General features: G+C 41.8%; 21 protein-coding genes and 3 tRNA genes. 17 read left to right on the top strand and 7 right to left on the bottom strand.

Annotation, left to right across the window (positions count from 1 at the left end; genetic code table 11):
• Positions 1–32 precede the first annotated feature (32 nt).
• From FKX85_RS16325 to rplT, 5 genes are all read left to right on the top strand, one after another.
• Positions 33–1,673, top strand: a complete 1,641-nt coding sequence (locus tag FKX85_RS16325; RefSeq protein WP_141615750.1) for a SusD/RagB family nutrient-binding outer membrane lipoprotein — start codon at positions 33–35, stop codon at positions 1,671–1,673.
• Positions 1,674–2,097: 424 nt separating this feature from the next.
• Positions 2,098–4,047: a threonine--tRNA ligase gene (gene thrS / locus FKX85_RS16320; RefSeq protein WP_141615749.1), complete on the top strand. Its 1,950-nt coding sequence runs from the start codon at positions 2,098–2,100 to the stop codon at positions 4,045–4,047.
• A gap of 89 nt (positions 4,048–4,136) precedes the next feature.
• A complete protein-coding gene (gene infC / locus FKX85_RS16315) occupies positions 4,137–4,688 on the top strand; it encodes a translation initiation factor IF-3 (RefSeq protein WP_141615748.1) in 552 nt (183 codons plus the stop codon).
• Positions 4,689–4,712: 24 nt separating this feature from the next.
• Positions 4,713–4,907, top strand: a complete 195-nt coding sequence (rpmI, locus tag FKX85_RS16310) for a 50S ribosomal protein L35 (RefSeq protein WP_015267192.1) — start codon at positions 4,713–4,715, stop codon at positions 4,905–4,907.
• Positions 4,908–5,015: 108 nt separating this feature from the next.
• Positions 5,016–5,360 (top strand): 50S ribosomal protein L20, encoded by a 345-nt coding sequence (gene rplT, locus FKX85_RS16305; protein ID WP_137403791.1) that lies wholly within the window; start codon positions 5,016–5,018, stop codon positions 5,358–5,360.
• Positions 5,361–6,067: 707 nt separating this feature from the next.
• On the opposite strand, the gene FKX85_RS16300 is transcribed toward rplT, so the two are convergent.
• Positions 6,068–6,141, bottom strand: a tRNA-Met gene (locus FKX85_RS16300).
• A 160-nt stretch (positions 6,142–6,301) separates the two neighbouring features.
• On the opposite strand from FKX85_RS16300, the gene FKX85_RS16295 reads away from it, so the two are divergent.
• From FKX85_RS16295 to bshB1, 8 genes are all read left to right on the top strand, one after another.
• Positions 6,302–6,697: an START-like domain-containing protein gene (locus tag FKX85_RS16295; RefSeq protein WP_141615747.1), complete on the top strand. Its 396-nt coding sequence runs from the start codon at positions 6,302–6,304 to the stop codon at positions 6,695–6,697.
• Positions 6,698–6,781: 84 nt separating this feature from the next.
• Positions 6,782–8,596 carry an LptF/LptG family permease gene (locus FKX85_RS16290; protein WP_141615746.1) on the top strand — a complete coding sequence of 605 codons (1,815 nt, stop codon included), beginning with the start codon at positions 6,782–6,784 and terminating at the stop codon, positions 8,594–8,596.
• An 80-nt stretch (positions 8,597–8,676) separates the two neighbouring features.
• Positions 8,677–8,952 carry a 30S ribosomal protein S15 gene (rpsO, locus tag FKX85_RS16285; protein ID WP_141615745.1) on the top strand — a complete coding sequence of 92 codons (276 nt, stop codon included), beginning with the start codon at positions 8,677–8,679 and terminating at the stop codon, positions 8,950–8,952.
• Between the two features lie 108 nt (positions 8,953–9,060).
• Positions 9,061–11,190 carry a polyribonucleotide nucleotidyltransferase gene (gene pnp / locus FKX85_RS16280; RefSeq protein WP_141615744.1) on the top strand — a complete coding sequence of 710 codons (2,130 nt, stop codon included), beginning with the start codon at positions 9,061–9,063 and terminating at the stop codon, positions 11,188–11,190.
• A 95-nt stretch (positions 11,191–11,285) separates the two neighbouring features.
• A complete protein-coding gene (locus FKX85_RS16275) occupies positions 11,286–12,149 on the top strand; it encodes a sigma-70 family RNA polymerase sigma factor (RefSeq protein WP_015267200.1) in 864 nt (287 codons plus the stop codon).
• 192 nt (positions 12,150–12,341) lie between these two features.
• On the top strand, positions 12,342–13,286 hold the full coding sequence (gene trxB / locus FKX85_RS16270) for a thioredoxin-disulfide reductase (protein WP_141615743.1): 945 nt from the start codon (positions 12,342–12,344) through the stop codon (positions 13,284–13,286).
• A 6-nt stretch (positions 13,287–13,292) separates the two neighbouring features.
• Positions 13,293–14,324, top strand: coding sequence for a M23 family metallopeptidase (locus FKX85_RS16265; RefSeq protein ID WP_141615742.1), 1,032 nt, complete (start codon positions 13,293–13,295; stop codon positions 14,322–14,324).
• A 63-nt stretch (positions 14,325–14,387) separates the two neighbouring features.
• Positions 14,388–15,104, top strand: coding sequence for a bacillithiol biosynthesis deacetylase BshB1 (gene bshB1 / locus FKX85_RS16260; protein ID WP_141615741.1), 717 nt, complete (start codon positions 14,388–14,390; stop codon positions 15,102–15,104).
• 159 nt (positions 15,105–15,263) lie between these two features.
• On the opposite strand, the gene pdxH is transcribed toward bshB1, so the two are convergent.
• Positions 15,264–15,899, bottom strand: coding sequence for a pyridoxamine 5'-phosphate oxidase (pdxH, locus tag FKX85_RS16255; RefSeq protein WP_141615740.1), 636 nt, complete (start codon positions 15,897–15,899; stop codon positions 15,264–15,266).
• Between the two features lie 96 nt (positions 15,900–15,995).
• On the opposite strand from pdxH, the gene FKX85_RS16250 reads away from it, so the two are divergent.
• Positions 15,996–16,565, top strand: coding sequence for a YqgE/AlgH family protein (locus tag FKX85_RS16250; protein WP_141616819.1), 570 nt, complete (start codon positions 15,996–15,998; stop codon positions 16,563–16,565).
• Positions 16,566–16,620: 55 nt separating this feature from the next.
• On the top strand, positions 16,621–18,486 hold the full coding sequence (locus tag FKX85_RS16245; RefSeq protein ID WP_141615739.1) for a DUF349 domain-containing protein: 1,866 nt from the start codon (positions 16,621–16,623) through the stop codon (positions 18,484–18,486).
• An 828-nt stretch (positions 18,487–19,314) separates the two neighbouring features.
• Here FKX85_RS16245 and FKX85_RS16240 read toward each other — a convergent pair.
• The 4 genes from FKX85_RS16240 to FKX85_RS16225 all read right to left on the bottom strand — a co-directional run bounded on the left by FKX85_RS16240 (position 19,315) and on the right by FKX85_RS16225 (position 21,977).
• Positions 19,315–19,387 (bottom strand) — tRNA-Thr (locus FKX85_RS16240).
• Between the two features lie 52 nt (positions 19,388–19,439).
• Positions 19,440–19,512: transfer RNA gene (locus FKX85_RS16235), tRNA-Thr, on the bottom strand.
• Between the two features lie 190 nt (positions 19,513–19,702).
• Complete coding sequence (locus FKX85_RS16230) at positions 19,703–21,139, bottom strand: OmpP1/FadL family transporter (RefSeq protein WP_141615738.1); 1,437 nt, start codon at positions 21,137–21,139, stop codon at positions 19,703–19,705.
• Positions 21,140–21,281: 142 nt separating this feature from the next.
• A complete protein-coding gene (locus FKX85_RS16225) occupies positions 21,282–21,977 on the bottom strand; it encodes a hypothetical protein (protein ID WP_141615737.1) in 696 nt (231 codons plus the stop codon).
• 79 nt (positions 21,978–22,056) lie between these two features.
• On the opposite strand from FKX85_RS16225, the gene FKX85_RS16220 reads away from it, so the two are divergent.
• Positions 22,057–22,581, top strand: coding sequence for a HEAT repeat domain-containing protein (locus FKX85_RS16220; RefSeq protein WP_141615736.1), 525 nt, complete (start codon positions 22,057–22,059; stop codon positions 22,579–22,581).
• 111 nt (positions 22,582–22,692) lie between these two features.
• Positions 22,693–23,283: a hypothetical protein gene (locus FKX85_RS16215; protein ID WP_141615735.1), complete on the top strand. Its 591-nt coding sequence runs from the start codon at positions 22,693–22,695 to the stop codon at positions 23,281–23,283.
• Between the two features lie 32 nt (positions 23,284–23,315).
• Here FKX85_RS16215 and FKX85_RS16210 read toward each other — a convergent pair whose 3' ends face one another.
• Entirely contained in the window at positions 23,316–24,083 is a 768-nt protein-coding gene (locus tag FKX85_RS16210) for an NIPSNAP family protein (protein WP_141615734.1), read from the bottom strand.
• Between the last annotated feature and the right edge of the window lie 558 nt (positions 24,084–24,641).

Below are 24,641 nucleotides of genomic sequence, written 5' to 3'. Positions count from 1 at the left end.
GAATGTATAGCAAAAAGAAAAGAGATGATATCATGAAAAACAATAAAAATAGATTTTGTCGATCCTTGTGCTTGGGAATAACCTTCGTGCTCCTATGGTCATCCTGCCAAGATCTTACCGAACTCAATGTCAATCCGAATGGAATTGATCCCGAAACGGTACACCCCAATCTTCTGATCACTACAGTAATTACTGAAACGGCCACACGTGAGCTGGATTTGGGTTTTGGGAATATCGCAGGGGTCATGCAGCACACCCAAAAAGATGCTTGGTTTGAAGACCACAACAACTACGATTGGTCCAACCAGAGCTGGTCGGGATATTATAACATTCTGGAAAATTCCCGGCTAATGGAAAAGCGTGCTCAGGACTTGGAGCTACCTTTTTATGTAGCCGTAGCCAAAGTAATGAATGCCTATAATTTTGGGCGAATTGCAGATTTGTGGGGAGATGCCCCTTTTACCGATGCGCTGAAGGGGGATTTGGGGGGAGACCAATACCTTTTGCCCAATTTTAACACCCAGCAAGAAATATATCAGGGCGTCATTGTCATGCTGCAAGAAGCAAATACCACCTTGCAAGGGCTTCCCAATGATACTGCCGTACCTCAGGATGTACTGTTCCAAGGGGATGTGATGAAATGGCGGCAATTTGCCAATTCCTTGATGTTACGGTACTATATCCGGGTTTCAGATAAAATGCCGGATTTTGCGACTTCCGGAATTCAGGCCATCGTAAATGATCCAGGACAGTTTCCACTGATAATGGTCGAAGTGGATGAAGCAGCTTTGCCATTTCCAGGCGTATCCTCAGGGACTTCCTGGCCATCCAATACGGTTTTTGATGGAAGTAATGGCAGCAATTACCGTCGGATAAAGATGTGTGCTACCTTGGTGGACAGGCTTCAGGAACTGGATGATGCCCGACTGGTGGTATGGGCCTCTAAAATCGATGTGCCAATCGTGATTGATCCGGATTTACCGGCGGGATATGACGAAGTAAGCGATGGCGTACGCTATATAGCCAGCGATGTTGCTGAAGGAAAGCCAGTGGACACCGATCCAGCGTATGTAGGTATTCCCCCGTCCATTTCCAACCTTCCCAGTGAATACAACCTCAATCCGACACCAGGACAGCAATCCTACAATCCACACGTTTCATTCCTCAGTGAAATGTACACCGAGCCCTCAGGGAATTTTCTGAAATGCAGGCTTCTGACCGCAGCTGAAGTTCAGTTTGACTTGGCTGAAGCAGCAGTGAAAGGCTGGATAAGTGGAGATGCATCGGGGTATTATCAAGCAGGTGTAAGCCAGTCACTGGCAGCATGGGGACTGGAAGGAAGCTATGATGAGTATATCGCCGGAGCTGCAGCTTTTGACGGTTCACTTTCCCAAATTATGGAACAAAAATGGATAGCCAGCTGGACGGCCGCTACAGAAGCCTGGTTTGATTACAGAAGGACTGGATTACCAGATTTGACGGCTGGTCAGTTTGCGGTAAGGTCAGTGCTTCCATTGCGGTTTTATTATATGCAGGAAGAGTTAAGCATCAATGCCGACAATGCCTCAGGGGCGCTTGATAGGCTTGAAACGACTCCGTATTCCCAAGCAGATGAAGCCAATAGTCCTTGGTCCAAATTCTGGTTGCTACAAGGTACTGGCCAGCCCTGGTAAGGTAAGGAGCAGTTTTTTTATCATTATTTATATTTACAGGTTGGCCGCTTATGCCCTTCGAAAAGGCAAAGGCGGCCAATCTATTTTCTGACAGTTTTTTGGACAGTCTGCGAAAGCTCGGAATGCTAGGATGTAAGAATCTTAATTTCCTCTACATAAGCAACGATTTTTTTCCATGGCCCCTGACCGGCGGGGTCATCGTCAGTTGAATTTGTTCCCTCCTGATTTTTATGCTTGATCTAACTTAAATGCTGGAAACTTGGTAAAGTATCCTTATCTAACTATGTCGCCGACACATTTATTTAATGCGCTATAATATTGTGAGGACAATTTTTTTCAATTCCGTATCTGAATTTGCATATTTGCATTCTTGATGCACCTGTTTGTAAAGGTGTTTTGTTTCATATTAGCATAACAATTTTAAATGGCTGACAATTTAATTAGTATTACACTGCCTGATGGGTCAGTAAGGCAGTACGAAAATGGCACTACCGGCTTACAAATCGCGCTTAGTATCAGTGAGGGATTAGCACGGAATGTCCTGGCCGCCAAAGTAAATGGAGAAGTTTGGGATGCTACGCGCCCTATTTTCCAAGATGCTGAGGTTCAATTATTAACCTGGAACGACAAGGATGGAAAGTCCACTTTTTGGCATTCATCTGCCCACCTATTGGCAGAGGCGCTTGAAGCACTTTATCCAGGGGTCAAATTCGGTATTGGTCCATCTATAGAGACAGGATTCTATTATGATGTGGATTTTGGCGACAAGCAGATCGATGGCAGCGAGCTGGAGGCCATTGAGAAAAAGATGGCTGAACTTGCCAAGCAGAAAAATGAGTACATCAGAAAAGAAATTTCAAAGCATGATGCCGTTGCGTATTTTAAGGAGAAAGGAGATGAGTATAAGCTTGATCTGATCGATGGCCTGGAAGACGGCAAGATCACCTTTTATGAGCAGGGAAATTTTGTGGATCTATGCCGTGGACCGCACGTTCCGAATACAGGATTTATCAAAGCCGTAAAACTGATGAACATTGCTGGTGCTTACTGGCGCGGTGATGAAAACAATAAGATGCTTACCCGTATTTATGGGGTGTCATTTCCTAAGGCCAAGGAGCTGAAGGAATACTTGGCAATGGTAGAGGAAGCCAAAAAGCGCGACCACAGGAAACTGGGTCGTGAGCTGGAACTGTTCACCTTTTCCGAAAAAGTGGGGATGGGATTGCCGCTGTGGTTGCCAAAAGGAACTTTGTTAAGAGAGAGATTGGTAGGCTTTTTGAAGAAAGCACAAGATAAATCAGGTTACCAACAAGTGGTAACTCCACATATTGGCCATAAGGCACTTTACGAGACCTCTGGCCATTATGAGAAATATGGAAAAGATTCGTTTCAGCCGATCACCACTCCGCACGATGGAGAGGAGTTTTTGCTGAAGCCCATGAACTGTCCTCACCACTGTGAGATATATAAGCACAAGCCCAGGTCATACAAGGACCTTCCGATTCGTTATGCTGAATTTGGAACAGTCTACCGCTATGAGCAAAGCGGCGAGCTACATGGGTTGACCAGGGTAAGGGGATTTACGCAGGATGATGCGCATATTTTCTGCCGTCCCGATCAGGTGAAAGAAGAGTTTATCAAGGTAATCGACTTGGTGCTTTATGTGTTCAAGGCATTGGGTTTTGATGATTATACGGCACAGATTTCCCTGAGAGACCCAGAAAATAAGGAAAAATATATCGGAGGTGACGACGCTTGGAACAAAGCCGAGGCAGCGATTGTTGAAGCTGCTCAGGAAAAGGGACTTCAGACAATCACCGAGCTTGGTGAGGCTGCTTTCTACGGGCCGAAGCTTGACTTTCTGGTAAAAGATGCCCTTGGCAGAAGCTGGCAGCTAGGGACTATCCAGGTGGATTATCAACTGCCCGACCGCTTCCAGCTGGAATATGTGGGATCGGACAACCAGAAACACCGTCCAGTGATGATTCACAGGGCGCCGTTTGGTTCACTGGAACGTTTTGTGGCCGTGCTGATCGAGCACTGTGCCGGTAACTTCCCGCTTTGGCTATCACCAGAGCAAATAAATATTTTGCCAATTTCCGAGAAATTTATTGACTATGCCGATACCGTTCGTGAGCTGTTGGATGAGAACGACATAACAGGATCTATAGACAATCGAGACGAAAAAATCGGCAGAAAAATAAGGGACTCAGAGGTGAAAAAAGTGCCTTTCATGCTCATAGTCGGTGAAAAAGAGCAAGAAGAAGGCAAAGTATCCGTACGTAAGCATGGAGAAGGAGATTTGGGAAGTTTTACACCAGAAGATTTCGTGAAGTACTTCAAAAATATTATTTTGGAATCACTGAGTAAATAAAAATAAAAGCTAAAAAAGAATCGGTATTTTAATAATTAAAAAAATATCCGATATTTGCAGTCAAATTCATTCAATCAACCATAACTATTTTGAGAGGAAGAAAACCGTTTAAACCGAGACGAGAGGAACCATATAAAGTAAACCAAAAGATCCGCGCCAGAGAAGTAAGGGTAGTAGGGGATTTTGTAGAAGGTGGCAATGTGGTCATGTCTACAGAAGAAGCTATCAAAATTGCCCGGCAGCAGGATCTGGATCTCGTCGAAATTTCTCCAAACGCTGATCCACCTGTATGTAAGGTGATAGATTATGCAAAGTTCAAATATGAGCAGAAGAAAAAGCAGAAGGAAATCAAAGCCAATGCTGCTAAGACTGTGCTGAAAGAAATCAGGTTTGGCCCTAACACGGACGACCATGATTTTGACTTTAAATTGAAGCATGCCATCAACTTCCTGAAAGATGGGGCAAAAGTGAAGGCTTACGTACACTTTGTAGGGCGTTCGATTGTCTTTAAGGAAAGAGGAGAGATGCTGTTGTTGAAGTTTGCACAGTCACTCGAGGAATATGGGCAGGTAGAACAGCTTCCCAAAATGGAAGGTAAGCGGATGAATATGTTTGTTGCTCCTAAAGCAAGTAAGAAATAATTTCAACAAATATAATACAGTGTTATGCCTAAAGTAAAAACTAAATCAAGTGCAAAAAAACGATTCAAACTAAGTGGATCAGGGAAAATTAGAAGGAAGCATGCTTACAAAAGCCACATCCTGACAAAGAAAGCCACCAAAAGAAAGAGAAATCTTACTAAAATGGGTGAAGTTCATGAGTCAGATGTGAACAGAGTAAAGGACATGTTGAGGATCTAATTTTCGACAATTTAAGTTTAAGGTTTATTTATTCACCAGATGCTTGGTCTGTAAAAAGTGCGGAGGAACTTGTTCTCATGCCACCAAGAGTCAAAAAATCATCAAATTATGCCAAGATCAGTAAACGCAGTAGCGTCAAGAGCAAGAAGAAAAAAAGTATTAAAGGCTACTAGGGGTTATTTCGGAAGAGGTAGCAACGTATGGACAGTAGCAAAAAACAAATACGAAAAAGGTTTACAGTACGCGTATAGGGATAGAAAAGCTAAGAAGAGAGAATTCAGAAAGCTTTGGATCCAGCGTATCAATGCCGGTGCCAGAGAACATGGCATTTCTTATTCACAATTAATGGGGATGTTGAAAAAAGCGGAAGTTGAGCTAAACAGAAAAGTATTGGCCGACCTAGCGATGAATCATCCTGAGGCATTTAAAGCTGTAGTTGAAAAAGTAAAGTAAGGTGCACTAACTTACGTTACCTGAAAGCCCCTCGATCGAGGGGCTTTTTTGTGTCCAAGATTTTTTTTAATGAAGCATGGTGATATACTAAATTTCACTATATTACAACAAGCGGAAGTCAAAATAATCGCCAGTTTCACTTGCTTAAGGAGTAGACTGGGCGAAACGTACTGAAATATAAAGCTTTAGGTACAGTCCCATTTATATGGGATTGATAGAAGGTAAGCATCAATTAATCACCAGTAGCTGGCCAATACTGAAAGATAAAGCTTATTGTTTTGTGTTGTTTGATAATCACATTCTAAAGAAAAATATGCTGAAGAGGGGAGTCTTTGGTGAGCGACAGATAAGGGCTTAAATACGATCACCTCAGCGATGTCAAAATGCCATCGCGGCATTGAAGCATTGTTTCTTAAGGGATGTATTTCTATCCATTTTGCCAATTAAGATTCTTTCTACCTCAAAAGCATCTATTCCTTATTAAGACATTAGGCTTGGTGAAAAACACGGGCGGTCTAAAGTAGCCAGTAAAATCATCCTTGACAATGGTATTGTGGAAATGGAATCGATTGATCAAATCAACCGTTATTGCTGCTTAGGTTTTCCAAAAGAGGGAGAAAATAAAATATAAATAGGTGTTAGAATGTCAGATGAGATAAAAAAAATGTATAAAACGAAAAAGGCTCCCCAAAAGGAAGCCTTGAATGTAGCGAGGACGGGAGTTGAACCCGTGACCTCAGGGTTATGAATCCTGCGCTCTAACCAACTGAGCTACCTCGCCATAAAAACTCTAAAGAGTTTCCTTCAAACAAGTAATCGAGCGCCTTGGTTACTGGCGATCCCCTTGCTGAATGGGAATGCAAATATGTGGGGTTAAATGCGTAAAAGCAAGTGTTAAGGATGAAAAAAGTTAACTTTTTACAGAATTAAATTATAAAGTTATGGTTAAGAATAAGTTTGTAGCTGACTATCAGATAAATGCTTCAAAAAAGATTATTTTCCCTTATATAAGTACCGCTAGTGGGCTTTCGGAGTGGTTTGCGGATGATGTTAGTATCGACCAGGATAAAAATTTCCACATCGAATATGATGGAGTGGATCATTACGCACGGATAATAGCTATCAGAACCAATCACTTGGTTAAATTTGAATTCTTCGACCCTACTATGCCAGAAGAAGAGGATCATGCTTTTGTCGAGTTCAGATTGGAAGAAAATGAACTTACCCAAACGATGTTTTTGAAAGTGATAGATTATAATGATGGATATGATGATGATGAGCAAGAAAAAATTTGGGAAGGGCTTATTATGACCCTCAAAGAAATTATAGGTGGATAAATAGAGCGATCATTATCATTTTTCATTTAATATGATGAACTTAGCGGTTTCATATTACGTGAATACTGGTGGTAGTTACGCCTCATGAAGAAATTAGATAAATTGATTTTAGGGTCTTTTATTGGCCCATTTTTATTAACGTTCATAGTAGTAGATTTTATTCTACTGACGGTCAACATGCTCAAATATTTCGACGAAATCTTTGGAAAAGGATTGGGATTCGGAGTATATATGGAGCTGATCAGTTATTTTGTCATTTCTATATCTCCGATGGCACTGCCCTTGGCGGTTTTGCTCTCTGCACTGATGACTTTTGGCAACTTGGGAGAGCACTTTGAGTTGACGGCGATCAAAAGCAGTGGAATATCGCTGTTGAGGGCCTTACTGCCCATTGGTGTGTTCGTCCTGGTACTTTCTTTTGCAGCATTTTATTCCAACAATTATCTGGTGCCTAAAGTAAACCTGAAAACCTTCAGTTTACTATACGACATCAGGATGAAGTCGCCGGCCTTGGACATAAAAGAAGGTGTCTTTTATAATGGAATGCCAGGGTATAGTATCAAGGTAAATGAAAAGATCGACGATGTCAGGCTACGGGATATCATTATTTATGATCATACAGGAAACAGTGGAAACAATGTCGTCATTCTGGCTGATTCGGGTAGGATGGAACCTTTTTTTAATGATCGCTACATGAAGCTCACCCTTTACAATGGGTACAATTACAATGAAGAGAATCCCAAAAGGGGTATCAGGGGCAAACCTGCTCCATTTACCAGGACAAAGTTTGATGTCAATGAAATAGTCTTTAGCCTAGATGCTTTTGAGATGAACAGGACACCTGAAAAACTATGGTCCTCAAACCGATCGATTAAGGACATCAGTGAAATTAAAATGGATGTGGACAGCATGTCAAATCAGCTGGTGAATTATCAATACTACAACTATGCGCAATTAAAGTCAGCCTATTCATTTTTCACGAAGCAAAGGGAAATCGAGATTCCGGAAGATCTTCAGCGAAAAAAGGCGATAGTGGATTCACTAAAAACACTTCAATGGCAGGAGAAGAGAGAGAATGAACAGGAAAAAGGAGGGATGTCCCGACTTTCATCCCCATCCGAGGAGGGAAATATACAGGAGGATGAGGAAGAGCGAAATCCAAATGAGCGGCAAATTACCATAGATAACGGAGAGGAAGATATAGAGTCGATCGATACCGCAAAGGAAAACGATACTGTAGAAGAAATACCCGAGAGATCGATTGCTGAGCAGCGTGAGCCTGAACAAGCTCCTAAAGTAGACAGTGCCTCCAGAAGAGAGGCAGATAAGCTGATCGCTGAAAAGAAAGAGCGGGAAGAAGCCATCAAAACAGCCTATAAGAATTTCACAGATGTACAGGTGGCAAAAATCGATTCGGTAATGGTAGCTGGGAATTATATGAACAGAGCTGCCACCATTGGTCTACAGAGTGCCAGAACGCTCAAAAATAACTTTAGCAGTAACCAAGGGAACGTAGAAAACCTTTCTCGTGAGAAGAGGAGGTTCCAGGTCTCATGGTACCAAAAGTACACTCAGGCATTTGCCTGTATCGTGATGTTTATGATTGGGGCTCCACTAGGGGCAATCATTAAGAAAGGAGGACTGGGAATGCCCGTACTGGTTTCGATCATTTTCTTTATCATTTTTTATATACTGACCATGACTGGGGAAAAATGGGCAAAAGAGGGGATAACCAATCCGCTGTTTGGAACATGGTTCTCTAATTTGACCCTATTGCCCATTGGCTTTTTCTTTTTGCGACAAGCCAGAAAAGATGCGCGAATATTCGAATCAGATGTGTATTATGCTTTTGTGGAGCGTATTAAGGGTCGTTTTAACATTAAATCGCGTAAAAAGTGATGAGGTATTTTACTATTAAAAATAATCGTTCTATCTTTGTAGCTGCTTTAAATATTCATTAAAATTAATTTTAGCTAAGCATGTATTTAACTACAGAGAAAAAAGAAGAGCTGTTTAAGAATCATGGTCGGTTAAAATCTGATAAAGACACAGGGTCTCCTGAGTCTCAGATTGCGCTATTCACTTACAGAATCAAGCACTTGACCGATCACCTAAAGAGCAACAAAAAAGATCACTCTACAAGATTAGGTCTTTTGAAACTAGTAGGTAAGCGCAGATCCCTGTTGAACTATCTTTACAAGAACGACATTGAAAGATACAGGGCGATCATCGCTGACTTAGGATTACGTAAATAAGATTAACGTGAGGTTCCCTGAATTGGGAACCTTACTTTTTTAGATTTCCCCCTTTATTTAAACCTTACTTTTATAACTTATCAAAAGATTTATTCTTAAAGAGAACGTATGTTACCAAATGTAATTTCAAAAACTATCACCCTTGAGGATGGTAGAGAAATCATTATTGAAACCGGTGCATTGGCCAAACAAGCAGACGGATCCGTCGTTGTGAAAATGGGCAATGCGATGCTATTGGCGACCGTCGTTTCAAAAAAAGAAGCTGGTGAAGGGGTGGATTTCCTCCCTATGTCAGTTGACTACCAAGAAAAATTCGCGGCATCAGGAAAAATTCCCGGGGGATTTTTAAAACGTGAAGGAAGACTTTCCGACTATGAAATCCTGATTAGCCGAATCGTAGACAGGGCCATTCGACCAATATTCCCTGATGACTATCATGCAGATACCCAGATCATGATCACACTGATGTCATCAGATGCGGATGTTCTTCCGGATTGTTTGGCGGGACTTGCGGCTTCAGCTGCTTTGTCCGTTTCTGACATTCCATTTAATGGTCCCATTTCTGAAGTGAGGGTAGCAAAGATCGACGGAGAATTGGTCATCAATCCATCACCCGCTGCGCTAGAGAATGCTTCCCTTGAATTTATCGTAGCCGGTTCCCTGGACTATATCCTAATGGTGGAAGGCGAAGCTGATGAAATCTCAGAAGATGAGATGGTAGAAGCGATGCAGTTTGCGCATGAAGAAATTAAGAAGCATTGTCAAGTGCAAAATGAACTTACCAAGCTTGTTGGTAAAGAACAAAAGCGTGAATACTGTCACGAAAAAGAAGACAAGGCACTTTTCGAGAAAATGAGAGCCGAGCTGTATGACAAATGCTACGAAGCAGTCAGTAAGCAAGTTCCCAATAAAACAGAAAGAAGCGAGGCCATCGATGCGATCAAAAAAGCATTCATCGAAAGCTTGGGAGAAGAGCATGAGTACGAGGACGATCTGATTGGCCCTTATTTCAAGAAAATACATAAAGAAGCTGCCAGAAACCTTACCCTAGACGAGAAGAAGCGTTTGGACGGAAGAAAGCTTGATGAAGTTAGGCCTATTTGGTCAGTGGTGGATTACCTGCCTTCAGCGCATGGATCCGCTGTATTTACAAGGGGAGAGACCCAATCCGTAACTACTTGTACCCTAGGTACCAAGATGGATGAGCAAATGGTAGACGGAGCGGTGATTTCTGGCTATAACAAATTCTTCCTTCACTATAATTTCCCAGCATTCTCCACAGGAGAGGTGAGACCAAATAGAGGACCGGGCAGAAGAGAAGTAGGACACGGAAACTTGGCCATGAGGGCCTTGAGGAAAGTGCTCCCAGGTGAGGATCAAAACCCATATACCATTCGTGTCGTATCAGATATATTAGAGTCTAACGGATCTTCTTCTATGGCGACAGTCTGTGCAGGTTCACTAGCCATGATGGATGCCGGTATTCCTATCAAGTCACCGGTGACCGGGATTGCCATGGGGATGATCTCTGATGCCAATACAGGTAAATACGCGATTTTGTCCGATATCCTTGGTGATGAAGACCACCTTGGCGATATGGACTTTAAAGTGACGGGAACGGAAAAAGGAATTACAGCTTGCCAAATGGACCTTAAGGTGGAAGGTTTGGACTACAACGTTTTGAAAGAAGCATTGTATCAAGCCAAAGATGGAAGACTGTACATTCTGGAAGAAATCAGTAAGACCCTTGCTGCTCCAAAACCGGACTTGAAGCCACATACACCAAGGTCTTATATCATGACCATTCCTAAGGAATTGATCGGTGCAGTGATTGGGCCAGGTGGCAAGGTAATACAGGAAATCCAAAAGGATACAGGAGCGACCATCGTCATCGAAGAAGTGGATAACGCTGGCAAGATCAATATTTTCTCTAACAACCAAGATTCCATGGACAGTGCTGTCGGCCGCATCAAGGCGATCGTGGCGCAGCCTGAGATTGGAGAGACTTATACTGGTAAAGTGAAAAACATTATGCCGTTTGGTGCGTTTGTAGAATTCATGCCGGGTAAGGATGGATTGTTGCACATCTCTGAAATCAAGTGGGAAAGACTTGAGACTATGGATGGTGTACTTGAGCCAGGCGAAGAAATTATGGTCAAGCTTATCGATGTCGATAAAAAGACTGGTAAATTCAAATTATCTAGGAAGGCATTATTGCCAAAGCCAGATAAATCTTGAAAAAAAGATTAAATTATCAAGTCAATTGTTAAATTGAACTTATTTAAGATTAAAATCTGTTATAAGTAAGTCCTAACAAAAAAAGAAATTCCTGAATGAGGCAGCTTAAAATTAGCAAACAGATCACAAACCGTGAGAGTCAATCTCTCGATAAATATCTACAAGAGATTGGTAAAGTGGACCTTCTTACAGCAGATGAGGAGGTAGTACTTGCCAAGCGAATCCGAGAAGGTGATCAGCTTGCTCTTGAGAAATTAACAAAAGCAAACTTGAGGTTTGTGGTATCTGTGGCCAAACAATATCAAAATCAAGGTTTGTCATTAGGTGATCTAATCAATGAAGGAAACTTGGGACTTATCAAGGCTGCACAGCGTTTTGATGAGACCAGGGGCTTTAAATTTATTTCTTACGCCGTTTGGTGGATTAGACAATCCATTTTGCAAGCATTGGCAGAGCAATCCAGAATTGTGAGGCTTCCACTTAACCGTGTAGGATCCCTTAATAAGATCAGCAAAACTTTCAGTGAGCTGGAGCAGCGCTTTGAGCGTGAACCTTCACCGGAAGAATTGGCGGAAGTATTGGAGGTGACTGCAGGTGAAGTAGTGGATACGATGAAAATATCCGGCCGCCATGTGTCCATGGATGCCCCATTTGTACAAGGGGAGGAAAACAGCCTGTTGGATGTATTGGAAAATGACGGTGAAGAGAAGCCTGATGATGGTTTGATGAATGACTCCTTACGGAAGGAAGTACAGCGTGCGCTTTCTACGCTGACCCAGCGGGAAGCCGATGTCATCACGCTTTACTTTGGACTTAATGGAGAACATGCCATGACCTTGGAAGAAATCGGTGAGAAATTTAACCTTACCAGGGAGCGTGTACGTCAGATAAAGGAAAAAGCTATCCGAAGGTTACGACATACTTCTAGAAGTAAAACGTTAAAACCATATTTGGGGTAAAAAACACCCAACTTAGTAAAAAAGGGGCTAACGCCCCTTTTTTTATGTACATTATATTGCCAACACACCATCACCCAAACATCGTGTTTTTTCGGTCAGCCATTTAATTTTCCTTTTAGGGAATTTTAACATGGTGAAGCTTTGTTAAAAAAATTAAAATTCTAAAATTTGCCAACCAAAAACCATTGGTCAATGAATAAAGAAGCAGAAAAGATTAAAGTTCTAATTGTAGGATCTGGCCCGGCTGGATATACAGCAGCCATCTATGCATCCAGAGCAGGGCTGAGCCCAGTGCTATACACGGGTGGTCAACCAGGAGGTCAGCTTACCATCACCAATGATGTGGAGAATTATCCCGGATATCCGGAAGGAGTAATGGGGCCACAGATGATGGAAGATTTCAAGAAACAAGCTGAGCGGTTTGGCACCGATGTGCGTTATGGTTTGGTGACCGCAGTGGACTTTTCCCAGCGTCCCCATAAAGTAACCGTGGATGACAAAGACGAGATTTTGGCCGATACGGTCATTATATCTACTGGAGCATCTGCCAAGTGGCTGGGGCTAGAAAGTGAAACCAAGCTGAATGGTAAAGGAGTTTCTGCTTGTGCTGTTTGTGACGGATTTTTCTTTAAGAATCAAAGAGTAGCCGTCGTGGGAGCTGGTGACACTGCTTGTGAAGAGGCTTCCTATCTGGCCAACATCTGCGAGAAGGTATACATGCTGGTGCGTAGGGATGAGATGAGAGCATCTCAAATTATGCAAAAGCGTGTAACCTCAAACCCAAAAATAGAAATTCTTTGGAATACAGAAACAGAAGAAATTCTGGGAGAAGAGGAAGTAACTGGGGTTCGTGTGAGAAACAACCAAACTGATGAAGCGCAGGAATTGGATGTGACAGGTTTCTTTGTGGCAATCGGCCATAAGCCAAATACAGATATTTTTAAGGATTACCTGGATATGAATAAAGCAGGGTACATCAATACCCAGCCTGGCAGTACCAAGACAAACATAGAGGGGGTATTTGCATGTGGGGATGCCCAAGATCATATCTACAGGCAAGCGGTAACTGCTGCTGGTACGGGATGTATGTCAGCTCTGGATGCGGAGCGTTTTCTCGCAGAAAAAGAGTTGGCATAAGAAAGGATGGGCATCAGAATAATCATTTTACTAGTGACATTAAATCTGTGTGTGGGCTTTTCGGAAGCTTACGCACAGATTTTTCCAAAGATCATAAAAAAGGACAAGACACCTGCTGTAAAGGTGCCTGATGCCCGTAAATTACAGACTTTTGATGTAGAGGAATATCTCTATAATTTACAGAAGGGAACCGATTCCCTTATCTACCAGGATCGTGTGGACCTTCGCAGGAGGCTATCAGCAGTGAGTGAAGATACGCTTACCTTGATATGGGCACCTACCCACCAACTGGCCCAAGTATCAGAAAAGATACAGATTGACAGCATCTGGGTTACCGCCTATGAATATTACTCTTCCTGGGACAGCCAGCGCATAGATAGTTATGGTTTTGATCCGAAGGGATTCAAGGATACGGTAATGATCAAGCTTTATGATCCCTTTCACGGTACCAATTGGAGTAGTCCGCTGAAGGAGACAAAAATCAATTCAGAATTTGGATTTAGAAGATATAGATGGCATCATGGTACTGATCTGGACCTGAACAGGGGAGATCCTGTCTACAGTGTATTTGATGGCATCGTGAGGATGCGCTCATACGATCGCTATGGTTATGGTTACTACCTTGTGGTACGACATAAAAATGGTTTGGAAACCCTCTACGGTCACTTGTCCAAGTATAATGTGGAAGTAGGACAGGAAGTAAAAGCCGGAGAGGTGATCGCTTATGGCGGGAGTACAGGAAGAAGTACAGGGCCACACCTTCATTTTGAGGTACGCTATCAAGGTTTGTCCATCAATCCTACTGAGCTATTTGATTTTTCTGTGGGAAGACTGAAAAACTCTGTATATACCGTCACGTCAACCAGTTTCGAACACATCATTAAAATGCGCCAGGCTGTTTATCACAGGGTAAGGAGCGGTGAAAACCTAAGTGTGATTGCAAATCGCTATGGAACGTCGGTGAGGACTATCACACGATTAAACAATATTTCTTCCAGATCCATCCTCCGTGTAGGTCAAAGATTGCGGATCAGGTAAACTTTTTACGTGGGGTTTGGTGTTTCAATACAGTTTTAGACTAATAAATCTTAATAATTGAACATGAAATTAGATATACTGGCGATAGCAGCTCACCCTGATGACGCTGAGTTGTCTTGCTCAGGAACCATTGCCGCTCATATTAAGGCAGGGTATAAAGTAGGCGTTTTAGACCTTACCAAAGGTGAAATGGGAACGCGAGGAACGCCCGAGATCAGATTGGAGGAGTCCGCTAAAGCAGCTGAATTGCTAGAGCTGTCAGCTAGGGAAAACCTTGGTTTTAGGGATGCCTTTTTCAAAGATGATGAAGCCCATCATTTGGAAGTGGTAAAGATTATTCGAAAATATCAGCCAGACATTGTGCTTGCCAATGCCATCAGCGATCGTCATCCTGACCATGGAAAAGGCGGTTCATTGGCTACCAATGCCTGTTTTATCAGTGGCTTACGAAAAGTGGAAACATCTCTTGATGGCCTGGACCAGCAAGCATGGCGGCCACAGTATGTCTATCATTACATCCAAAACAATTATATCAAGCCTGATTTTGTGTTTGATATTACTGGTTTTTGGGATGATAAGTTGGCCAGTATAAAGGCGTTCAAATCGCAGTTTTATGACCCAACCAATGACGAACCCGAAAGCTTTATCAGCAGCAAGGAGTATTTTGATTTTGTAGAAGCCCGTGCACGGGAATTTGGTCACATGATCAATGTGAAATATGGTGAAGGATATACCGTAGAAAAAATGATAGGGGTCACAAACTTGTTTGATCTCAAATAGCAGTACGGCTGTTTTATAAGTTATTTGATTACCATGCTGAATGCAGATTCTTTGCCGACCGCTTTTGGCAAAGAATCTGCCAAATGCATACAAGTAGTAGTATGGTATGATGTATTGCTTTTATTGTCATAATGTCAACTTAAAAGCTCCGTCATTATGCTAGGGTGCCAATCTGTTTTTTACCCAGTTTTCTGTGTTTTCCAGGGTATAGACTATTCGGTCATGAAGACGGGACTGTCTCCCTTGCCAAAACTCCACTCGATCAGGAACCACACGATAACCACCCCAGTGAGGAGGACGGCTCAGAGGTTCGTGTGCGAATCGCTCCAGCATCTTCTTTTCTTCAGATTCCAGAAAATTCCGATCAGGAATCTGTTGACTTTGAGGGGAAGCCCAAGCACCGATTTGGCTTCCTTTTGGTCTGGAAAGGAAGTACTGGTCCGACAGGGCTTCACTTACTTTCTCTACTTTACCTTCTATCCGAACCTGACGCTGAAGTTCAGGCCAGAAAAAGGTTAGCGCAGCAACATTGTTTTGGGCCAGCTCAAGCCCTTTATTACTAGCATAGTTTGTGTAAAAAACGAAACCCGAATCGATCCCTTTTAACAGTACTATTCTGGCGCTTGGCCTGTTTTCAGCACTGACTGTGGCCACATTCATGGCATTGGGTTCATTTACTTTTGCACTTATAGCTTCATCAAGCCATATCTGAAATTGATCCAAAGGTGATAATTCCAGCTTATTGACATCTAAAGACTTAAGTAAATACTCGGTTCTAATCGATGCTATATCCATAATAAAATCAGAATATTATAATCATAAAAGTACTATTACTAATTGCATTTATGAAATTTTGACCTATATTAAAAGTTGAATACCATGAATATTTTGATGGAAGAAAAAAAGCACATAAATCCCAAATCTGGACATTTGCTAATATCAGAGCCGTTTTTACAAGATGAGAATTTTGTAAGGTCTGTTGTGTTGTTATGCGAGAGCAATGAAAATGGATCCTTTGGCCTTGTATTGAACAAACTATCCATTCTGCGGATTAAGGATTTATTGGATGAACTTGATTTTTTGGATATGGAGGTGTTTGTAGGTGGACCTGTGGAGCAAAATACACTCCATTTTATTTATTGGGGAGAAGCAGTCATTGAAGGCAGCGTACAGCTGGCAAAGGATTTATATTGGGGAGGAAATTTTGAGGAGTTTGTAATGAAATATAAATCCGGTCAGATAAACTTAGACCATTTTCGGTTTTTCATTGGGTATTCCGGATGGTCCAGTGGCCAGCTAGAGGAGGAATTGGCGGAGAAGACTTGGATAATATGTGAAGATACTGATGCGGAGGCTATTTTTACCTCTGCACCAGATGATCTTTGGAGGGTGGCGTTGAGGAATATGGGTGGTGATTTCCAAGTGTTGGCAAATTATCCTATTGACCCAAGATTAAATTAAATTATTTATTACTTTTGTTTATAGCATATTTGGAAAGAAGTACTCATAGGATATTATGGAGAACGATAAAGAAATATCAGAAGAAAACAAGGTGACCCAACAGCAGGTAGAAAATACTGATTCGGGTAATCAGCAGGAATCGAAAAGTGAATCGAGTCAAGATGGGGAGGAGGAGCATCATGATCAAGATGATCATCAGGAAGAGGAGCATCATGTAGATTACGGAAATTTCAGTAAGAAACAGCTGCTATCAGCACTTAAAGAGTTGATAGAAAAGGGTAAATATATTAAGGAAGATCATGTCGCCAACGATATCAAAACTCATTTTGAAGAAGATCACTTCAATAAGGAAAAAGAAGAAGCGCTAAAGAGTTTTATAAATGATGGTGGCGCTGAAGATGACTTCTTCTATAAGCAGAGTGAAGATGATAAGATGTTCTTTGCGCTGTACGGGGAGTTTAAAAACCGCAGGAGCTCTCAAATAAAAGAACAGGAGGAGGCAAAAGAGAAGAACTTATATGCCAAGAACCAAATCCTGGAAAGACTTAGAGAGCTAGTGGATGGAGAAGAAACCACGCACAGCATAAGCACCATAAAAGAAATCCAACAGGAATGGAAAAATATCGGCCCAGTTCCTGGTGCGCAAAATAAAAATCTTTGGGCGTCTTATAATGCCCTAATGGATCGCTTCTATGACAATAGGAGTATTTACTTTGAATTAAAAGAGCTCGACAGGAAGAAAAATCTGGAAGGTAAACTGGAGCTATGCGATAAAGCGGAAGCCCTGGATAAGGAGGAAGATTTAAGAACAGCCATAAGGGCCTTAAATGAACTTCATGATGAATTCAAACACATCGGCCCAGTACCCAGAGAAGAGCAGGAGATTGTATGGCAGCGTTTTAAGGCTGCTTCAGATGCGATTTATGCCAAGAGAAAGGCCTATTACGAGAGCCAGAAAGAAGTCTTTAAGGAAAATCAAACAAAGAAAGAGGCATTGATAGAAAAACTTGATGCTTTTAAGGACTTCAAGGCCAATCGCATCAAGGAATGGAATGTCAAAACCAAGGAAATCCTAGCGATCCAAAAGGAATGGGAGGCCATTGGTCCAGTGCCCAGAGAGTGTGGTAGAGAGATCAACAGGGGCTTTTGGGGTGCCTTCAAACAATTTTTCCATAACAAAAACCTATTCTTTAAAGAACTTGATGAAATCAGAAGGATCAACAAAGAGAAAGCTGAGGAACTCATCAAAGTAGCAGAATCGCTAAAGGACAGTACAGACTGGCAGAACACTTCCAATGCCCTTATTAAGCTTCAGCAAGACTGGAAAAAGCTCGGGCCAACACCAGAGAAGGTCCGCGATGATCTTTATAAGAGATTTAAAACAGCCTGTGATACGTTTTTTGATAGCAGGAGGGAGGCCAATAAAGAAATCAATAAGGAATTCGATAAGAATTTAGAGCTTAAGGAAGCTGTTTGTGAAAAGATAAAAGCACTACCTGAGGGTGATGAATTTACCGTAGAAAACCTCGAAAAGCTTGTAGCAGAGTATAATGCTGTTGGTTTTGTTCCCCGTAAAAATATCAAGGAAATAGCCGGTAAATTTAATGAGGCGGTGGAAACTTGTGTGAAAAAACTGGATACTGATGGAGAGAACAGGGAAGAGTTCTTGTTCAGGTTAAACCTTAATAAAATCCAAGGTGATCCTAACAGTGATCGAGTATTCAATAAGAAGGAACATGGTATCAGGAAGCAGATTTCTGATCTCGAAAACAATATTACACTTTGGAAAAATAACCTTGAGTTCTTTGCCTCTTCCAGGACCGCGGATAAATTAAAAAATCAGTTTGATGAAAAAATTGAAAAAGCGGAAGAAGAAATCGATAAGCTGAAGAAAAAACTGTCTATTCTGAGAGAGTTTTAGGTGAGTTTTTTCTTACTAGAATTTAGGGGTGGCTGATTTATATCAGCCACTTTTTTTTAAGGTATTTTACGATCTGTTAACATTGGAACAAGCGGAGAAGTTGGGGGATGGGTATACCTGTTAAGCGTCAGTTAGAGCTGAAGCTATTTTATATGGAACGCAGATAACGCTGATCCGCCCCGGTTGGGCAGATTTTCGCTGATTTTTTAAAATTTGAAAGCCAAGAGGAGATAAATCAAGACTTGAAATGGCGATATATCCATAACCCTGGGCAACGCCTATGGTAAACAGTCTAGCAAACCGATTTAGGTTTTGGTATCGATTACCTGACCAATGCCCACAAATTTACACTAAAACCCGATCCACGCCAATGGAGGATTATTCCCATAATCAACGGACCAAGCAATATCTCTGGGGAAGGAGAGATTTCCAGGTGGTTTTGGTAAGCATATTTCGCTTTAATATAGCAATAGGAATGCGTGCTCCAGTATGAAAAAAAACAGCGCAAACCTTATTAATCTGCACCGTCTGCTTGCTATCGAAGCCAATCCTAATCCCTCCAACTTTTTCGCTTGACCGGATCAAGCAATATTTCTGGAAGATGAGAGATTTCCAGGTGGTTTTGGTAAGCATATTTCGCTTTAATTTAGCAATAGGAATGCGTGCTCCAGTATGAAAAAAACAGCGCAAATCTTATTAATCTGCATCATCTGCGTGCTATCGAAACCAACCTTAATCCCCTCAACTTTTCCGCTTGATCCGCTTGACCCTATATCCAGTTTTAAGATATAATCCATAAAAAAAGGCAACCAAATATTGGTTGCCTTGAGCCTCCTGTCGGGATCGAACCAACGACCTACTGATTACAAGTCAGTTGCTCTACCAGCTGAGCTAAGGAGGCATTTTTTAATCATAAATTATTTTTAGCGTTATGGCTTTTCCATAATTACTTGAGCCTCCTGTCGGGATCGAACCAACGACCTACTGATTACAAGTCAGTTGCTCTACCAGCTGAGCTAAGGAGGCGTTTATTCTAAAATAAAATGCAGACCAAGTTTTTTGCTATGAAATTCTCTGCTTATCAATCCATTTTAGATGGAAATATCGAGGCTTTTCCCCGTATTGCGAGTGCAAATATATATGGATACGATTACCTTCCCAAACGATTTTAAGAAAAAAATGAAGAAAGTGCCTTATCTTGTTAAGCGCTAGATATTTAAAATATCTTGTCCTCCAGCTTGTCTACATAATCCTTAAGGAAGGGTACAGAGACGGAAACAATAAATTGCCAGCGGTCCCAGAGCATCCTTCCGTCATTCGCAATATCCACTACGGAAGGATCATTATCTGAGGGGAAATTGATGGGCTTATCAAAATCCGTTTGACCACTTGTGTGGGTAGCTCCCAACGTAAATTCAGCCCCTTTAAATTTCAGCAATACACCGCCTGCCACATGATAAAAATTGGCATCAAAGGATAAATTAGTAGCCGTGGACTCTTGGGTGACGAAGCTTACGGTATTGTCTGCTGCAGCATTAAAGTCAGTACTGAATCCACCGTAAAAGCTCACTTTTTTATTCAGAAACCACTCCACACCGATGCCAGCATTGGCGATGCTCTTACGGCTGTCCATAAGGGTAAAATAGATAGTAGAGTCCGGTTTGCTTTGCATCCCATGTGGGGAAGCCTCTAGGATGTTGTATTGGCTGATTTTTCCAAAATATTCCCCACTGAAATGGATGACTTTATTTTCGGCAATATGGTAACTGGCACCCAGTCCAATGGATAAGGGAGATTTAAGGTTTACTTCCAAGTCACTCTGGTAACTATTGGCATAAATATCTTCAATGCCACTTTCATCTGGTGCAGCAAAGTACAGGTTGTAACTGTAGTCTCCTGATCCGAATATATGTGCCCTGGGTGTGGTAATGGTCATGCCAAAATCCATCCTTTCGGTGGAATAGGCGGCGCCCAGTTTGGCCAGAATGCCATAACTCTGGAATGAATATGCACGGTTATAATTATACTTGCTGATATCATTATTTATATCCAATGCAGTCATGTCAAACATGTTTCCCTTCGAAGCTTCTGCCCTTGAACCGAACAAAGAGACCCCGATACTAAAATTATCCTTGAGCGTATAGGCCCAGCTTCCCCCAAACCAATGGTCTTTTAGGTTATTGGTCACTTTCAATTCCCCTTCGAATAGTTCATCTCCCGGGACATTTGGCAAGATGTTCCGGGTTACCTCATCCCGATACGAAAAGCCAAAATCGCTATTGTACCGCAATAATATGGCGTAGGCAAAAGTGGATCTTGAGTCTCCTTTCATATCCACGGTTCCTGCAGCTAGGGAAGGAGCTCCACCAAAGGACGATTGTGTTAAGTCCTTTCTATTGCCAATCGCATCCTCTATTTTGTATGCGTTTAATTCATAGACATCGGCACTGATGATAAAGGCAGGATTGTCTGTAATGGCCAGTCTGGCGGGATTATAATATACCGCCCCCAAATCCGTGACCCCTCCAATGACAGACCCGTTCAGCAACATGGATTCACTTCCGTAATTTCTGGTCCAATAGTGATTGCTTTGGCCAAATGCCCTGAGACAAAAAAAGCTCAACATTAGCGATGCCATTACAAATGATTTCATGCTTTGTTGGTTTGAAGAGTACCAAAAGAATTATAACCTTAAACAATAAAATTACCACTCAAACATCACAATTGTGGTTTTATTGGTCTCAATTATGTAATGATTTATAAATAATGGCGACAAAATCAACCAAGATTTATCATTACCAATCTTCAAGGTCATCATCCGTAGTAGTGTCTTGATTCGACACAATTACCGCAGCCATATGATCTTCATACTTGACGGTTGCTTTAAGCATGAATAGATTGGTTTCCAGAAGAGACTCAAAGGTGGGATTGGCGATATGTTTTGGGATCTTAAAGATTCTGGGATCTTCCTTGGTAAATGGGGGGGCTACTTTTGACCCAAATACATAGGGTACCAATGTCGTAGCATAACTTACACCGATTTTATCCACCCTAAATTCTTCAAAATAATGCCTTAATCGTGAGTTGATCGCTTCAAAAAATGCGAGGGTTTCAGCTAATCGTACTCGTGATCCAGCCCTGGATTTACCTTTTGTCTTGAGGTGTTTGATTTGGCTTTTTCCTTGTTTCTTACGGACCATATAGGCCCTGAAAACCTTATGGTCAATGTTTTCTCCGTTTTCAAAGTAACCAACAGCCGCTATTCCTGATCGTATGATGAGAAGAATATAATTGGTTTCTTCCAGCTGGTTTAGAGACATCTTTTCGGGAGAGTTCCAGAATATGGGGAGCCTCATCTGCACGCATTTCTGTGTGTCTTTATAAAAATACAAGGTGTTTTTCCCGTTATCAAACACTACTTCATCTACCAATGATGTTAACTTTTCGACCAAAACTTGACAATCTGTTGCTGAGATCAACTTTTCATTCATGGAGAGGAAATTTCCGTTTCTGTGTATGCTTATCAAATAACCAATTATCTTTGTCAAAGTACCGAAAAAAATAAGAAACATGGCTCAAGATATTGACTTATTGATCCAAAAAATGTGTGATAAGCAGGAAGAGGAAGCGTTTAACTACGCGGATCAACTTGCTGAAATTGGAGGAAAGGAAGTGCTGGAGAGATTGGTGGAAGTGCTGAAAGGTGAGGATATGGAAAGTGCCTACTTGGCAGCTAGAGGCTTAGCGGCCATGGAGAATAACGACGCAGCACTCGATCCGCTGCTCGAAGTGATCCATGATAAGCAAAACAAAATGCGCAATGGTACCTTCGTCCAATCCTTGGAAGGGTTTGACTTAAGTGACAAATTCGTGGATATCCTTCGTGTTTATCTTTTTGGTAATTTTAAAGCATCACTGCTGGCGAAGGAATATCTTGACTATACTGAATTTGAGATTACTCCACGGGTCATTCGCAAAGCGGAAAAGCACTGGAAACATTTTCAGAACAACAGTGCAAACGATCAGGAATATGATATCAAAAAACAAGAAATCGAGGAAATTTTGGGTGAAATGAGGGGGATGTTTGACGAATAGTCAATAGGATTTCTTCTGGCACCTAGGGCTGTTAGGCAATAAGTCTTCGAGGGATGTTTGTGAATTGGCAGAAAAGATAGTTAAATTATACTCCATCCTAATCCAATCGCTATGAAATCATTGCTAATTAGTTGTTTTGTCCTTGCAATAAATTTACCGTCCTATGGCCAGCAAATCATTCCACCAAAGGATATTCAAATAAAAATGGCCGTTTTGGCGGCACCGGAAGAGAGCAGGAAAGGAGCCATGGTATATGGTTATGGAGCTGAGGGCCAACTGACTGTTCTGAGAGAAGGGGAAAATGAAATGATCTGCACAGGAGATGATCCCGATAAAGACGGCTTGAATGTAGCGTGTTATCAAAAGGAACTGGAGGCATTTATGGCACGGGGAAGGGAGCTGAAAAAAGAAGGTAAAACCTTTCGGGAAATTTTTGATACTAGGGAAGAGGAGGTGAAAGAAGGGATCCTCAAAATGCCTGATAATGGCGCTACCCTTTATGTATTTTCTGCAGATGAAAAGGATGTGAACTGGAGCAATGGCGAGGTGGAAAATGGGAGCTTTAGGTATGTGGTTTATATTCCTTATGCTACACGAGAAAGTACAGGGCTTCCCCTTAGACCCGAAGCACCCGGCATGCCTTGGATTATGGATCCTGGGACACACCGGGCGCATATTATGATCACCCCTCCCAAGGAATAGGGCAGTCCTATCTTTAGGGATCGATTCTATTCTTACAACTCAGAATATTTTGCCGGTTTTAGGAGTGTAATATCGATGTGGGAGACATTGTTTTGATAGTGTTTATCATCCCTGAGTGTTATCCAGGCCTCATCACTTCCAAAGGCCTTCCAAGCGGCTTTTTCAGCTGTAATGTTGTCAAAGGAGGTCATGTACATGAGATTGGGCATCTTGGAGCCTGCGATGACTTCTCCGTAAAAAACCGCATTGAATCCCAAGCGATCAAAAATAGTGATTTCTCCACTGTTAAACATGTCCACCTTATTGTGAAATAACTGTTCTGTAGGACTTTCATAACTTCTGAGCTCATAGATTCTTTGGCTTTTTTTACCGTTTAGTTTTGGGACATCGTAATGGGGCATACCGCTAAAGGCCTTTAAAAGTATCGTTTCTATTCTATCATAAGGGGCTTCGTCATGTGACGCTTTTTGATAGGAGCCGGCATGGGGCAAGTCGACTAAATGGAAGGTAGAAGCGATCTCTATATAATTTTCTGCCGATTGATAGGGCGTGAAGACATATATACGCTTGCCTGCTAGACTATCCCTGTCCAATGGCTTATAGACCCCAATGTGCGCGATCCCCTTCTTGTGCATTGCTGGAATATAAGCTTCTTCCAGAAACTGATCGATAGCAGTTTCTTGTGAGGTGGTGCTGACATGATAGATCTTGATCTCAAAAACATCTCTAGTCTGTCCATATCCCCATTTTATGGAGACAAAAACGAATAACACTAAGATATAAGTAAATCTATTTTTCATAGTTGGGTGGTTTTGGTTACTGATCTGAAGCTCCCTAAGATACGGAGTAATGGAGGACTGATGGAAACAATATAGCCTCTTTGTTGACTATTGGTAAAAAATAAAGTTGGATAAAGCGAAAAATTAAAGGCAAATACAGGATCAATCAATATTTATGAGGGCGGGGGAAGATTTATATTCATTAGGTATGTCGCCACGATGTCGCCAAGACACGAGGTGTTTTGTAGGCGGATTCCAAATTTCATGGAAAACAAACAGCTTTGGGTCTTAGAATCTTTGTGGCAAAAAAACAAAAAAGAAATCCTATTGAAATAAAGGGATTCATGCCCTCAACTTTTTCGCACATTTTGAGGACCAAGCAATATTTCTGGAAGATGAGAGATTTCCAGGTGGTTTTGGTAAGCATATTTCTCTTTAATTTAGCAATAGTAATGTGTAGATTATAAAATCAGTATAAATCCGTCATACGAATGCAGAGCAACGGAGTGAAGCAATCTCGTTTTCTTAGTACGGGATTGCCACGTTCCCGATAGCTCGGGACAGGCTATACTTCCTCGC

Origin of the sequence: Echinicola soli, from assembly GCF_006575665.1 — a bacterium.
Classification (GTDB): domain Bacteria; phylum Bacteroidota; class Bacteroidia; order Cytophagales; family Cyclobacteriaceae; genus Echinicola; species Echinicola soli.
This window is presented reverse-complemented; position numbering and strand designations above follow the sequence as displayed.

Coding starts and splice junctions, on each gene's coding strand:
- FKX85_RS16325 (WP_141615750.1), top strand. CDS start 33: ATGAAAAACAATAAAAATAGATTTTGTCGATCCTTGTGCTTGGGAATA.
- thrS (WP_141615749.1), top strand. CDS start 2,098: ATGGCTGACAATTTAATTAGTATTACACTGCCTGATGGGTCAGTAAGG.
- rpmI (WP_015267192.1), top strand. CDS start 4,713: ATGCCTAAAGTAAAAACTAAATCAAGTGCAAAAAAACGATTCAAACTA.
- rplT (WP_137403791.1), top strand. CDS start 5,016: ATGCCAAGATCAGTAAACGCAGTAGCGTCAAGAGCAAGAAGAAAAAAA.
- FKX85_RS16295 (WP_141615747.1), top strand. CDS start 6,302: ATGGTTAAGAATAAGTTTGTAGCTGACTATCAGATAAATGCTTCAAAA.
- FKX85_RS16290 (WP_141615746.1), top strand. CDS start 6,782: ATGAAGAAATTAGATAAATTGATTTTAGGGTCTTTTATTGGCCCATTT.
- rpsO (WP_141615745.1), top strand. CDS start 8,677: ATGTATTTAACTACAGAGAAAAAAGAAGAGCTGTTTAAGAATCATGGT.
- pnp (WP_141615744.1), top strand. CDS start 9,061: ATGTTACCAAATGTAATTTCAAAAACTATCACCCTTGAGGATGGTAGA.
- FKX85_RS16275 (WP_015267200.1), top strand. CDS start 11,286: ATGAGGCAGCTTAAAATTAGCAAACAGATCACAAACCGTGAGAGTCAA.
- trxB (WP_141615743.1), top strand. CDS start 12,342: ATGAATAAAGAAGCAGAAAAGATTAAAGTTCTAATTGTAGGATCTGGC.
- FKX85_RS16265 (WP_141615742.1), top strand. CDS start 13,293: ATGGGCATCAGAATAATCATTTTACTAGTGACATTAAATCTGTGTGTG.
- bshB1 (WP_141615741.1), top strand. CDS start 14,388: ATGAAATTAGATATACTGGCGATAGCAGCTCACCCTGATGACGCTGAG.
- pdxH (WP_141615740.1), bottom strand. CDS start 15,899: ATGGATATAGCATCGATTAGAACCGAGTATTTACTTAAGTCTTTAGAT.
- FKX85_RS16250 (WP_141616819.1), top strand. CDS start 15,996: ATGGAAGAAAAAAAGCACATAAATCCCAAATCTGGACATTTGCTAATA.
- FKX85_RS16245 (WP_141615739.1), top strand. CDS start 16,621: ATGGAGAACGATAAAGAAATATCAGAAGAAAACAAGGTGACCCAACAG.
- FKX85_RS16230 (WP_141615738.1), bottom strand. CDS start 21,139: ATGAAATCATTTGTAATGGCATCGCTAATGTTGAGCTTTTTTTGTCTC.
- FKX85_RS16225 (WP_141615737.1), bottom strand. CDS start 21,977: ATGAATGAAAAGTTGATCTCAGCAACAGATTGTCAAGTTTTGGTCGAA.
- FKX85_RS16220 (WP_141615736.1), top strand. CDS start 22,057: ATGGCTCAAGATATTGACTTATTGATCCAAAAAATGTGTGATAAGCAG.
- FKX85_RS16215 (WP_141615735.1), top strand. CDS start 22,693: ATGAAATCATTGCTAATTAGTTGTTTTGTCCTTGCAATAAATTTACCG.
- FKX85_RS16210 (WP_141615734.1), bottom strand. CDS start 24,083: ATGAAAAATAGATTTACTTATATCTTAGTGTTATTCGTTTTTGTCTCC.